This window comes from Nocardia amikacinitolerans NBRC 108937 (genome assembly GCF_001612615.1).
GTDB lineage: Bacteria > Actinomycetota > Actinomycetes > Mycobacteriales > Mycobacteriaceae > Nocardia > Nocardia amikacinitolerans.
This window is the reverse complement of record NZ_BDAU01000004.1, coordinates 99,253-111,405: the sequence shown is the minus strand read 5'-3', so window position 1 is coordinate 111,405 and position 12,153 is coordinate 99,253. Positions and strand designations below refer to the sequence as shown.

At 70.2% G+C, this 12,153-nt stretch carries 10 protein-coding genes; 3 read left to right on the top strand and 7 right to left on the bottom strand.

Going from position 1 to position 12,153, the window contains the following annotated elements; translation table 11 throughout:
- Positions 1 to 12: 12 nt before the first annotated feature.
- From NAM01S_RS04490 to NAM01S_RS04475, 4 genes are all read right to left on the bottom strand, one after another.
- Entirely contained in the window at positions 13 to 1,566 is a 1,554-nt protein-coding gene (locus NAM01S_RS04490; RefSeq protein ID WP_084482443.1) for a flavin-containing monooxygenase, read from the bottom strand.
- Between the two features lie 129 nt (positions 1,567 to 1,695).
- On the bottom strand, positions 1,696 to 3,012 hold the full coding sequence (locus NAM01S_RS04485) for a cytochrome P450 (RefSeq protein WP_067779679.1): 1,317 nt from the start codon (positions 3,010 to 3,012) through the stop codon (positions 1,696 to 1,698).
- Between the two features lie 132 nt (positions 3,013 to 3,144).
- Positions 3,145 to 4,371 carry a cytochrome P450 family protein gene (locus NAM01S_RS04480; RefSeq protein ID WP_067779676.1) on the bottom strand — a complete coding sequence of 409 codons (1,227 nt, stop codon included), beginning with the start codon at positions 4,369 to 4,371 and terminating at the stop codon, positions 3,145 to 3,147.
- 58 nt (positions 4,372 to 4,429) lie between these two features.
- A complete protein-coding gene (locus tag NAM01S_RS04475; protein ID WP_067779673.1) occupies positions 4,430 to 5,926 on the bottom strand; it encodes a flavin-containing monooxygenase in 1,497 nt (498 codons plus the stop codon).
- A gap of 516 nt (positions 5,927 to 6,442) precedes the next feature.
- Here NAM01S_RS04475 and NAM01S_RS04470 point away from each other — a divergent pair.
- Entirely contained in the window at positions 6,443 to 6,982 is a 540-nt protein-coding gene (locus NAM01S_RS04470) for a GNAT family N-acetyltransferase (RefSeq protein ID WP_301315987.1), read from the top strand.
- Positions 6,983 to 6,994: 12 nt separating this feature from the next.
- On the opposite strand, the gene NAM01S_RS04465 is transcribed toward NAM01S_RS04470, so the two are convergent.
- The 3 genes from NAM01S_RS04465 to zapE all read right to left on the bottom strand — a co-directional run bounded on the left by NAM01S_RS04465 (position 6,995) and on the right by zapE (position 9,745).
- Positions 6,995 to 7,747 (bottom strand): alpha/beta fold hydrolase, encoded by a 753-nt coding sequence (locus NAM01S_RS04465; RefSeq protein ID WP_067779669.1) that lies wholly within the window; start codon positions 7,745 to 7,747, stop codon positions 6,995 to 6,997.
- A gap of 127 nt (positions 7,748 to 7,874) precedes the next feature.
- On the bottom strand, positions 7,875 to 8,672 hold the full coding sequence (locus tag NAM01S_RS04460) for a tyrosine-protein phosphatase (protein WP_067779666.1): 798 nt from the start codon (positions 8,670 to 8,672) through the stop codon (positions 7,875 to 7,877).
- Positions 8,673 to 8,725: 53 nt separating this feature from the next.
- Complete coding sequence (gene zapE, locus NAM01S_RS04455) at positions 8,726 to 9,745, bottom strand: cell division protein ZapE (protein WP_067779663.1); 1,020 nt, start codon at positions 9,743 to 9,745, stop codon at positions 8,726 to 8,728.
- Between the two features lie 35 nt (positions 9,746 to 9,780).
- On the opposite strand from zapE, the gene NAM01S_RS04450 reads away from it, so the two are divergent.
- Together NAM01S_RS04450 and NAM01S_RS04445 are read left to right on the top strand one after the other, a co-directional pair.
- Positions 9,781 to 10,542, top strand: a complete 762-nt coding sequence (locus NAM01S_RS04450) for a pyrimidine reductase family protein (protein ID WP_067779660.1) — start codon at positions 9,781 to 9,783, stop codon at positions 10,540 to 10,542.
- A 32-nt stretch (positions 10,543 to 10,574) separates the two neighbouring features.
- Complete coding sequence (locus NAM01S_RS04445) at positions 10,575 to 12,131, top strand: alpha/beta hydrolase (RefSeq protein ID WP_067779657.1); 1,557 nt, start codon at positions 10,575 to 10,577, stop codon at positions 12,129 to 12,131.
- The last annotated feature ends 22 nt before the right edge of the window (positions 12,132 to 12,153 follow it).

The window sequence follows — 12,153 nt, the reverse complement described above, 5'->3', positions numbered from 1 at the left end:
GAGCACGGCGTTTCAGGCCTGGGATGGGTGCGGATCGCGCTGCGGCTCCGGGTACAGCTCGGTCGAAGTCGGGGCGGGCGGCGTCGGCTCGACCGGCGTCTGCCCGCGCTGTGCCAATCCGCGATAAGCGGCGGGTTTCACGGGCCGGAACCACTGGGCGAGCCGGGTGCTCAGCGGCAGCCGGAACTTCAGGTCGGCCAGCATCTCGTCGATGTTGTGCAGCGCGAACGGGGTGATGGTGGTGCCGTGCGCGTGGTGGCCGCCGGTGCCCGCCGCCATCCAGCGCAGGCGGGCGTCGATCTGCTCGGCCATCTCCTCCTGCGACGGCAGCGTCAGACGTCCGCGCAGCAGCGCGGCGGTCCAGTGCGCGCCGACCTCGGCGCTGAGCGTGCCGAGCAGCGAGGAGTTGTAGCCCGCGAAGGTCAGGTTCGGCACCTCGGTCGGCAGAATGTGCCGGTAGAGGCGGAAATTGCCGTCGTCGTCGGTGAGCCTGCGCTGGATGTACGGGGTCAGGAACGGCACCCGCTGCTGGAAGCCGGTGGCGCACACGACGATGTCGGCGGGCAGCACCTGCCCGTCCGACAGCCACGCGGCACAACCGGCGGGCGTGCCGGACAACTCGGTGACGCTGGTGTCGCGCAGCACGGTGATCCGGCCGTCGCGGACCTGCTCGAAGAATCCCTCGGTGGCGATGCTCGCGGTGCTCTGCGCGATCTCCTCGAACCGGCCCTCGGGGACCAGATCGAGTTCGCGCAGGCCGAGCTTCTTGGTGGCGAGTTCCTGGATGACGTCGAAATCGGTGTCGCGGAAGCTGTGTCCGGCGCCGTGCAGGAAGCGTTCGAACCCGCGCGGGCTGTGGTAGCGGAAGTGCGCCTCGCCGAGCCGGGTGAGGAACAGCCGCTCGAAGTCCAGTCCGGTGCTGAGCTTGCGCGGCATCTTCCACAGCAAACGTCGAGCGACCACCGTGGTCTCGGCCGCGACGTGGCTCACCGCCTCGGCGATGTCGGAGGCGGACTGGCCGTATCCGACCACCACGACCGACTTCCCGCGCGCCTGTTCGATGTCGAGGAACTCGGAGGAGTGATAGAGCTGCCCGCCGCGCGCGAGGAACGCCTCGGCGCCGCGGTAGTCGGGCATCGCGGGTTCGCTGAACACGCCGTTGGCGACGACGAGGTGGTCGCACGAGGTGCGGTGCACACCCGTCTCGTCACGGATCTCCAGCAGCCAGCCGCTGTCCACCGGGTCGGCGGCCACCACCTCGGTGCCGAGGTGAAGGTTCTCGCGCAGCCCGAAGTGCTGGACGTATCCCTCCAGGTAGGCCTGCATCTGGGCGCCGTCGGGCACGCGCGGGTAGTCCTCGGGCATGGCGTAGTCCGAGAAGCGGTAGGTGTGCTTGCTGTTCAGCGTGCGCAGCCCGGGATAACGCCGGGTCGCGCTCCACACACCACCGACATCGGGAGCCCGTTCGAAAACCTCGACCGGAAAACCCGCTCGGCTCAACACCTTCGCGCAGGCTAGGCCTGCGATGCCCGCACCTACGACCGCGATGCGGTTACCGCTCGTCATGGCCACCGAGATTACCCGCCCGCGGCTCGGCGCAAAGCCGGCGGGCGCAGATTCCTCGGATCTACGCTTACCTCCGCCCCCGCTGCGGCCGTGCGCGGACCGCCGACCGACTCCATCCGGCTGCGCCTCCTAACGCGGCGTGACCACGATTCTGGCCTTGCCGCGCGGCACGGTGGTGATATTCCGCACCCGGCCGCGCTCGGGCCGTGAGCTGGCAGGCGCCAGCGTGTGCCTGGTCAGGACCTCGCGCAAGACCGCGGTCCCCTCCATGAGCGCGAAGCCCGCGCCGAGGCAGCGGCGCACGCCGCCGCCGAACGGCAGCCACGTGTTCGGCTCGACCTCGCCGTCCAGAAACCGCGCCGGGCGGAAGGCGGCCACGTCGGGATAGCTCTCGGGGCGGCGGTGCGCGAGGAAGATCGAGCAGCTGACCGTGGTGCCCGCGGGCAGGTCCCATTCGCCGATGGTGGTGTCCTCGGTGAGTTTGCGTACCGCGCCGGGAATCACCGTGTGCAGGCGCATCGCCTCCTTCAGCACCGCTTCCACGGCCTTGTCGTCGCAGGCACGCACGGCCCGGTATGTCGCGAGCTGTAGCGCCGGGTCGGCGGCGAGTTCGTAGAGCGCCCAAGACAGCGCCGCCGCGGTGGTCTCGTGCCCGGCCAGCAGCAAGGTGACCAGTTGATCGCGCAGTTCCGCGTCCGTCAGCGGCGCTTCGCCACCGCCGACTTGGAGCAGCCGGGACAGCACGTCGGTGCGGTCGGCCAGATCGGGAGCCGCGCGCCGCTCGGCGATCTCGCGGTAGAGCAGGTCGTCGATCGAGGCGAGCGTGTCGTGGAAGGACCGCCATGGCCAATAGCGCTGCAACCGCGGCATGCGCAGACCCGCGTACTGCAGCGGGCCGATGGTGACGATGCGATGCAGTCGCGGCGCCAGTTCGGCGCGGGTGCGTTCGTCGGTGACGCCGAAGACCACCCGCATGATCACCTCGAGGGTCAGCGCGTTCATCCGGTCCAGCGTGATCACGGTCGAGCCCGGCCGCCAGCTCGCGGTCTCCGCGGCGGCGATCTCGCTCACCAGGTCGCGATAGCCGCGCAGGGCCGCCCCGTTGAACGCGGGCATCAACAGCTTGCGCGCCCGCGCGTGTTCGGCTTCGTCGGTCAGCAGCACCGAATGCGGGCCCATCGCCGGACCGAGGATGTTGTTGGCCTCCCCCGCGTGCATGTCATACGGGTCCCCGGCGAAGATCTCCTTGATGTGCTCGGGGCGGGAGAACACCACGAGCCGATCGGCGAACGGAGGAATGCGCAGCGAGAAGACCTCGCCGTAGCGGCGGCGCAGCATCGGAAGCAACTCGGCGCGGTACCGGAGGTAGAGAAAGGTCTGAGCGAATACCGGAAGGGCCGGGCCGGGCGGGTAACTCGCGACCGTGGCTGCGTGCCCTCGACTCATCGCTCCTCCTGAGGTGTCCGCGGGGGTGTGCCGAACTCAGCGTGGCACACCCCCGCGACCCTCGGAACCCTCGTCGGCGCCGCTGTGCACAACCGCGGGCCTGTGGATTACTCGCCGAGTCGCCCGCGAAACTCAGCGCAGCGCGGGCGACTTGGTCGTCTCCACCGGCAGATCCAGCACGCCGCGGAACAGGACGCTCTCCCGCCACAGGATGTCGTCGGCGTCCACCGCGAGACGCATATCCGGATAGCGCTCCAGCAGCCGGGAGATGGCGATACGCGCCTCCAGCCTGGCCAGGCCCGCGCCGAGGCAGTAGTGGATGCCGTACCCGAAGGCCATGTGGCCGTTGGCGTTTCGGCCGGGATCGAAGGTGTCCGGCGCGTCGAAGTGCTTGTCGTCGTGGTTGGCCGAACCCAGCGCGACCAACACGAGCTCCCCGGCCGGGACCTCGGTCTCGCCGATGACGGTCGGCACCGTCGTGTAGCGCAGCGTCGCCATGTTCACCGGGCCCTCGAAGCGCAGCATCTCCTCGATCAGCGCGGGCACCTGGTCCGGATCCTCGCGCAGGGCCGCGTATTTCGGCGGATCGGCGAGCAGGGTGAGCATGGTGTTGCCGATCAGGTTGACCGTGGTCTCGTGGCCCGCGATGAGGATGAGGAAGGCCATCGAGATGATCTCGTCGTCGGTGAGCCGGTCGTCGGCTTCGCTGGCGCTCAGCAGATCGGAGAGCAGGTCCGGGCCGGGGCCCTCGGCGCGACGGCGGGCGAGCAGCTCCTCGAAGTACGCCACGATCGCGTCGGTGGCCACGCGCATCCGCGCCGGGTCGGCAAGGGTGATGTCGGAGACCACCGCCGACCACTCCTTGAACTGTTCGCGATCGGCGGCGGGCACGCCGAGCATCTCGCAGATGACCGTGATGGGCAGCGGAAAGGCGAACTCGGCCATCAGATCCACCGGGCCGTCGGCCGCTGCGAGACGGTCGAGCAGTTCGTCGGTGATGGCGGTGACGCGCGGGGTGAGCGCCTCGATGCGGGCGGGGGCGAACGCGGGGGTGACGAGTTTGCGCAGCCGGGCGTGGTGCGGCGGATCGGTGTTGAGCAGGTGGTAGCTGAGCCGGGCGTTGACGGCGCCGACGCCGCTCTCGCCCGCGCCCTCCCTGCGGGCGCCTGCGCCGGTGTCGGTGTGCGGGTCCTTGCGGATCGTCGGATTGCGCAGCGCCTCGCGCGCCGCGTCGTAGTCGACGATCAGCCAGGCGCGCACACCGGTGCGCAACTGGATCTGATGCACCGGGCCCTGCGCCCGGAGCTGCTCGTAGAAGGCATACGGTGTACGAAAGAAGTCCGGTGGCAGCTGTCTCATGATCGAATGGCCTTCCCCAGTCGCGAGTTGTGTTGCGCCACTTCGATAGTGGCACGGGTCACGGGGTTCGGCCAGTATCGGCGCGGTGGCCGCCGCGGTCGCCGATCCGGACGACGGCGAACGATTCGGCGGGATGGCGGCGCAGCATCTTGCCGAACGCGCGCGCCGAGGCGGGCCACGGATTGGTCACCCGGCCGGTGCCGTGCTTGTACCAGCACTGCTCCATCGCGGGCCAGACGGTCGCGGCCATGGCCCTGTCCAACCAGAGCTGGTAGGCACGCGCCGCTTCGGCGGTCACCTCGATCGCGGCGGCGTCCAGTTCGGCACGCCACCGCAGACAGCGCACGATGAAGTCGACCTGGCACTCCTTCATCGTCGGGTTGCTTCCCGCCGGGTTGAACGTATTCGGCCCCGCGATGAGAAAGGCGTTCGGAAAACCAGGCACCGCCACACCGAGGAACGCGGACGCGCCGGTCGCCCACCGCTCGTGCAGCACCGCGCCGCCGCGACCACGGACGGTGACCGGGACGAGGAACTCCGAGGCGCGAAAACCCGTCGCGTAGATCAAGACATCGCAGCGGCGCAGCGTTCCGTCCACGGTCTGGACACCGTCGGCGGTCACCCGCTCGATCGCCTCGGTGACCAACTCCACGGTGGGGCAGGTGAGCATCGTGTAGAACCGGCTGTCGAACACGATGCGCTTGCCGCCGATGGGATAGCCGGGAGTCAGTTTGGCGCGTAGCGCGGGATCGAGCACCTGCCTGCGCAGGTGCCTGCGCGCCGCCCACTCCACCGGCCGCGCCGACCAGCCGCGCCGCATGACAGGAGCGAGCACGCGGTCCGCGCCGTGATGGAGCATTCGGCGGTACAGCTCGTGGGCGCCCGGAACCCGCAGTGCCGCACGGGAAACCGGGCCGAACTCGGGCCGCGGCTTCGGCAGCACCCAGTGCGGTGTCCGCTGGAAGACGAACACCCGACGCGCCGTCGCCGCGAGATCCGGCAGCATCTGGGCGGCCGAGGAGCCGGTGCCGATCACCGCGACGGCGCGGTCGCGCAGGTCCACACCGTGATCCCATTCGGCCGAGTGGAACGCGGGTCCGGCGAAATCCGCGCGACCGGGCAGATCGGGGATGTTCGGGCGGTGCAGCTGACCGACCGCGAAGACGACCACTTCGGCCACCGAGTAGTGACCGCACGCGGTGCCGAGTCGCCAGGATCCGGTGTCGTCGAGGTAGGTCGCCTCGGTGATGGCGATACCGAGGCGGAGATGCCGCGCCAAGCCGTGCTCGTCGGCCACTCGGCGCAGATACGCCAAGATCTCCCGCTGACCGGGGTAGCGCACGCGCCGGTCGCGGTAAGGCGCGCACGACAGCGAGTACAGGTGCGAGGGCACATCGCACGAGCAGCCCGGATAGGTGTTCTCGCGCCACACGCCGCCGACTTCGTGCCCCTTGTCGAAGATCAGGAAATCCTCGATTCCGGCACGTTTCAGCGCGACTCCCATCGCGATGCCGCCGAATCCGGCGCCGATCACCGCGACCGCGCAGTCCAGCATTCGCTCAATCCTCCTCACTGTCGGATCGACCCATAGACAACATCTAGCTACCTTGAGTCTTCGTCCAGCACGGGGCGATGGATGGGAGTGATCGAGCACCGAATGCGCTACATCCCTTGCCTTGTCAGCCACGGTGCAACGACGAGCAATTGACATGAGCCGGCGACCTAGGATGCCCGACTATCTGATAGCACACATTTGGCTACCATCCGTACGCAGACCGGCCCCGCGGAGCTGGCGGCGACTCGCCGTGTGCCGCTCACGAGGGAGACCCGTTCTTCGCCGACGCGGACGCCGAACCACGCGAGTCGGAAGCGGCCAAACGGATCCGCACGCCGCCCGGTCCGCGAGCAGTGCCGCGACTAGGCCAGCGCCGCGGACGAACCGGACGGCCTTCGGGGCGGACCGACCCCGCGGAGCGAGTGCGCGATGGCCGCACTATCGTCCGGCCGCGCGGGACAGATCTCGGGAAGACGGATCCTGCGTGATTTCGCGCGAACGTGCTCTACTGGACGTATGAGCAACATCCCAGTCATCGTCGACCGGGCCGGATTGTGGGACGCCGAAGCCCTCAGTGACGTTGCGGCCACGACCTTTCCGCTGGCCTGCCCGCCCGACGCCAGCGCGGACGACATCGAGATCTACCTGACCGAGGTGCTGTCCGGCGAACGATTCGGCGAATACCTGACCGACCCCGCGCGGACGGTGCTCAAGGCGGTCGCGGGCGGCGACATCGTCGGCTACGCGATGCTGCACGCGGGCGATCCGGAGGACCCCGAGGTGGCGAGGGCCGTCGATCTGCGGCCGGTGCTGGAGATCAGCAAGATGTACGTCCTACCCGGTCACCACGGCACGGGGGTGTCCACGGCGCTCATGCGTGCCGCGCTGGAGCGGGCACGCGAGGAGGGCTACGCGGGCGTGTGGCTCGGCGTCAACCAGGAGAACACCCGCGCCCAGCGCTTCTACGCCAAGCACGGCTTCCAGACGGTCGGCACCAAGACCTTCCCCGTCGGCAACCAGCTCCACCACGACTACGTGATGCGCTTGGTCTTCTGACCGCCGCGGGGCTCAGCGCACGAAATCGACAAGGGCGTCTTTGAATTCAGGATTCATCACGGCCAGCAGGTGATCGCCGGGGACGACGACGCAGCGACCGTCCGGCAACGCGTCGGCGAGGCGCTCGGGTTCGGCGGCGAAAGGGTCCTCGGCGCCCGCGAGAACCAGCGCGGGGACGGTGATGTCGTCGAGCGTGCTGATCGGGCGGTCGTCGAGGCCGGTGACCACGGCGCGGATAGCGTCCAGATCGGCGCGGACCGCGTCGGCGAGGACGCGGAACTGACGCGCCGCCCGTGACGCGCCCGCGCCGTCGCCGTTCATCGCGAGGCGAATCTCCTCGGGTTCCACCACCCGCCGGTCCACGCCGCCGCAGTCGAGCACACCCGAACCGATCCCGCCCACAGCGAGTTTCGCGACCCGCTCGTCGGCCGCGGCGACCAGCAGCGAGATCACTCCGCCCATCGAATAGCCCACCTGCGCGACGTCGTCCAGGTCGAGTTCGTCGTAGAGCGCGCGCACGTCCCGCGCCATCGCCGACCACGAGTACCGCGCCGGATCGTGCGGCTTCTCCGAGCGCCCGTGCCCGCGCGCGTCCAGCGAGACGACCCGGTGTCCTGCGGCTTGCAGTGCGGCCACCACGCCCATGCTCATCCAGTTGGCGTTGGTATCGGCGACGACACCGTGCTGCAGCACCACCGTGCGACCTTCGCCGTCCCACACGCGGTAGTTCAGCTCCAGCCCGTCCCAGGTCTCGAACTTCGACATGTCCGGATCGTAGTCAGCGCCCGGCTGGTGTCGACAAGGATCCTTTCGACCCGACCCGTCCGACCGCGGGGCCGGCATGGATCCACGCGTCGGCGGCGCCGAACTGCGCGCGGCCTACGTCGCACGCTCAGGCCAGCATCTTGGCCCGCAGCGCGGCGATGTCGGCGTCGGTCAGGCCGAGCCCATCGCGCACATAGGCCTCGAAACCGCCGTAGGTTTGGTTCACCTGATCGAAAGCGGCGTCCAGCCAAGCGGATCGCACGCCGTTGAGCGGATCGTCCGGTCCGGCATCGCGATACCGGTTGGACAGCAGATAGTCCTCGGTCACGGTGGCGCGATCGACGCCGAGCAGGGTCAGCAGCACCGCCGTGGCCCAGCCGGTGCGGTCCTTGCCCGCCGTGCAGTGGTAGAGCACGGCGCCGTCGCCGGTCTCGATGACGTCGCGCAGCACCGAGGCGAAGGCCGCGTTGGCGCCCGGCGCGGTGATGAACGCGCGGTACAGGTCGGTCCCGCCGGTGAGCGCGGTGATCAGCACCAGCGGCGGCGCGTGGCCGATGACGTCGTCCCAGTGATCGACGGCGCCGGCGGGCACGCGGTCCGGCGCGATCGCCCGCTCGTAACGGGTGCGCAGATCGGTGACAACGCGGACCTCGCGCTCATCGAGGGCGGCCAGGTCGGCGGGGGTCGCGTTGTTGAGCTGCCCGGTGCGGTAGACCAGGCCGGTGCGCACGAGGCGACCGTCGACGGTGCCGTAACCGCCCACGTCCCTGGCGTTCTGGACGCTGTGCAAGCCGACCGATCGTTCGAACGCGGTGTCCGCGGCGACCACCGGGTCGGCCACGGCGGCACCGGCCACCGGGGTGAACGCGATGGCAAGGCCGGTCGCGGCGGCGATCGAGGCGCGCAGGGCGCGATCCGAGGTCACGTCGACGAATTCCTTTCCTCGCGCCCGCCGAGGCGGGCGGTCGTGCGGTCGGCTCAGGCCGCGGCGGCCTCGAAACGGGACAGCGCAAGCAGACGCGAGATGGCGCGCAGGTACTTCTTGCGGTACCCGCCGTCCAGCATCTCCTGGGAGAAGATCTCGTCCAGCTTGGCGCCCGAGACGGTGACCGGGACGCTGGCGTCGTACAGGCGGTCGGCGAGCACCACGATGCGCAGCGCGACGGCCTGGTCGGTCACGGGGTGCACCCCGGAGATGAACACCGACGAGAGCCCGGAGATCAGCGCGCCGTACTTGGACGGATGCAGCGTGCTCAGGTGCTTCAGCAGAGCGTCGAAGTCGTCGAGGGTGGAACCCGGTGTGGCAGCGGCTCGTTCGGCGAGCACGTCGGGCGAGGTCGGCTCCGGCGCGGGCGGCAGGTCGCGGTGCCGGTAGTCCGGCCCGTCGACGCGCACGGCCTCGAAGATCGCGCCGAGCTTCTTGATCTCGCGCATGAAATCCTGCGCGGCGAAACGCCCTTCGCCCAGCTGGCCGGGCAGGGTGTTGGAGGTGGCGGCGATCGAAACGCCGCGGGCGGACAGCTCGGTCAGCAGGCGCGAGACCAACATGGTGTCGCCCGGATCGTCGAGCTCGAATTCGTCGATGCACAGCACGCTGTTGCCCGCGAGCCGCTCGACGGCGTTGTTGAACCCGAGCGCGCCGACCAGGTTGGTCAGCTCGCCGAAGGTGCCGAAGGATTTCGGCGCGGGCGCGCTGTGGAAGATCGAGGCGAGCAGGTGTGTCTTGCCGACGCCGAAGCCACCGTCGAGGTAGAGGCCGGCGCCGCTGATCTGCTTCTTCTTGCCGAACAGACCCTTCTTGCCCGCGGCCTTGTGGATCTTGGCCACCTCTCCGGCGAAGTCCTCGGCCTTGCGCACGGCCGCGGCCTGGCTCGGCTCCTTCGGGTCCGGGATGTAGGTGGCGAAACTGACCTCGTCGAACATGGGCGGAGGCACCATTTGGGCGACGAGCTGGTCCGCCGGAACCTCCGGATGGCGATCGACAAGGCGTTCTTGCATGGACGAAGCCTAATGACGTGGTGTGATGTGACTTCATGCAGCGTATCCACAATGCGATCCAGCTCACAGAGCTGAGTCGCGAAGACCTCGCCATGCTCTACGCCTATCCCTTCGACCTCCAGGCCCCTTGGGTCCGCGCGAATTTCGTCGCGAGCATCGACGGCGCCGCGACCAGCGAGGACGCGACCGCGGGCCTCGGCACCCCGGCCGACAAGACGGTGTTCATGCTCCTGCGCGAGCTCGCCGACGTGGTCCTGGTCGGGGCGGGCACGGTCCGCGCGGAGAACTACGGCGGCGCCCGCACCAGCGCGACCCGCCGCAGGGAGCTCTACGACCGCGGGCTCGGCGGGCACCCGGACGGGGCGCCGCCGCCGATCGCGGTGGTCACCGCCAGCGCCGCCCTGGAACCCGGCTGCCGCCTGTTCACCGACACCGCGGTGCCGCCGCTGATCATCACCACCAGCATCGCGCCCGCCGACCGAAAGCTGGCGCTCGCCGAAGCGGGCGGCGTGGTGATCGAGGCGGGCGGCGTCGCGGTGACGCCGAAGGGCCTGCTCACGGCGCTCGCCGAACGCGGGCTGACCCGGGTGCTGTGCGAGGGCGGGCCGCACCTGTTCGGCGAACTGCTGGAGGCCGACGCGATCGACGAGCTGTGCCTGACCACCGCGCCGGTGCTGGTCGGCGGCACCGCGCGGCGAATCTCGCTGTCCGCGCACGAGTTCCGGATGCCGATGGAGCGCAGGCACATCGTGCTCGATACCGACGGCACGATGCTGACCCGATGGGCCCGTCGGTGAAACACGGCTCCGAACCTGGCAGGCTGTAGCGCATGCGCTGGACTCGAGCCGCCGTGCTGGCCTCGGCACTGTCGATGATGATCGCCGGATGCGGTGCGGGCCCGTCCGATCGTCCCGTCGTCGCCGTCGAGCATCCGGCCGTCGGCGGCGCGGAGACCTCGGCGTCGACCCCGCCCCCGCCGCCGAACGCCGAGGTGCCCAAGACCGACCTGAGCTGGCGCGAGTGCACGACGCCGACCCTCGATCTGCTCGGTCTCGGCCCCGCCCCCTCGGGTCTGGTGCTGGAGTGCGCGGAGTATTCCACGCCGATCGATGCCGCGGGCAGCGTGCTCGGCAGCTTCCGCACCGGCGCGATGCGGGCCCGTCTCGCCCAGACCCCGACCGATGTCGCACCGCTGGTGCTGACCTCGGGCACGGACCGCTCCTCCACCGCGACGCTCGCCGGCTTGGCCGTCGGGCAGGCGAGCGCGCTGCTCGGCGCGCGCCCGATCGTCGCGGTGGACCGACGCGGCCTCGGCACCTCCCAGCCGATCGACTGCCTGCCGCCCGACATCCGGCGCGGCCTCGCGGACAACGCCCAGTTCGGTCCCGACGCGGCCGATCCGGTGCAGGCGGTGGCCGCGCTGAGCCGGGAGGCCACCATCTCCTGCCGCGATTTCCTGCAGCCCTACGAGGGCACCTTCGACGCGCCGCACGCGGCCGACGACATCGAACAGCTGCGCAGGCAGTGGCAGGTCGAGCACATCGACCTGCTCGGCACCGGCAACGGCGCGCGGGTCGCGCTCAGCTACGCGCGCAAGTTCGGCGATCACCTGGCGCGGCTCGCGCTCGACTCCCCCGAAGCCGTCGGCGCCGACTCGGTGACCGCCGAGGAGCACCGCCTGCAGGGCGCGGAGGCGGCGCTCACCGCGTTCGCCCAGCGCTGCACCGGGCTCGGCTGCTCGCTCGGGCCCGACCCGCGCGCGGCCATCACCGACCTGGTGCGCAGGGCCGGCGAGGGCGGTCTCGGCGACATCTCCGCCAACGCGCTGCTCACCACGATCAGCGGCTTCCTCGGGTCGCCGCGCGCCGATCAGGCCAACCGGATCACCGAACTGGCCGACGCGCTCTCGGCGGCCGGGCGCGGCGACCGGGCCGCGCTCGGCAACCTGGTGCTGCGCGAATCGGCGGCAACCGCCAGCGACGGTCAGTTCGTCAACCGCTGCACCGACATTCAGCAACCGCCGACCCCAACCAAGGCGACCGAGCTGACGGCGGCATGGGGCCAGAAGTACCCGGTGTTCGGCCGGAGCGCGGCGATCGCGCTGATGGGCTGCTCGGCGTGGCCGGTCGCCGGCACACCGCCGCTGCCGGAGAAATTCACCCTTCCGGTGCTGGTGCTCGGCGGTATCGCCGACCCGGTGGTCGGCAACGGCGGTCAGGCCTCGGTGACGGGCGCGCTCGGCGCCGCGGGCGCACGTCACGCATCGACGACCTGGCAGGGCTGGGGGCACCCGGTGTTCACCCACTCGGGCTGCGCGCAGCGACTGCTGCTCGACTACCTGAAAGAGGCGCGGCTGCCGCAGGACGGCAGCGCCTGTCCGGCCTGAACGCGCCGGTCATAGCCTGATT

Coding starts and splice junctions, on each gene's coding strand:
- zapE (WP_067779663.1), bottom strand. CDS start 9,745: ATGCAAGAACGCCTTGTCGATCGCCATCCGGAGGTTCCGGCGGACCAG.
- NAM01S_RS04485 (WP_067779679.1), bottom strand. CDS start 3,012: ATGAGTCGAGGGCACGCAGCCACGGTCGCGAGTTACCCGCCCGGCCCG.
- NAM01S_RS04445 (WP_067779657.1), top strand. CDS start 10,575: ATGCGCTGGACTCGAGCCGCCGTGCTGGCCTCGGCACTGTCGATGATG.
- NAM01S_RS04470 (WP_301315987.1), top strand. CDS start 6,443: ATGAGCAACATCCCAGTCATCGTCGACCGGGCCGGATTGTGGGACGCC.
- NAM01S_RS04475 (WP_067779673.1), bottom strand. CDS start 5,926: ATGCTGGACTGCGCGGTCGCGGTGATCGGCGCCGGATTCGGCGGCATC.
- NAM01S_RS04480 (WP_067779676.1), bottom strand. CDS start 4,371: ATGAGACAGCTGCCACCGGACTTCTTTCGTACACCGTATGCCTTCTAC.
- NAM01S_RS04465 (WP_067779669.1), bottom strand. CDS start 7,747: ATGTCGAAGTTCGAGACCTGGGACGGGCTGGAGCTGAACTACCGCGTG.
- NAM01S_RS04490 (WP_084482443.1), bottom strand. CDS start 1,566: ATGACGAGCGGTAACCGCATCGCGGTCGTAGGTGCGGGCATCGCAGGC.
- NAM01S_RS04450 (WP_067779660.1), top strand. CDS start 9,781: ATGCAGCGTATCCACAATGCGATCCAGCTCACAGAGCTGAGTCGCGAA.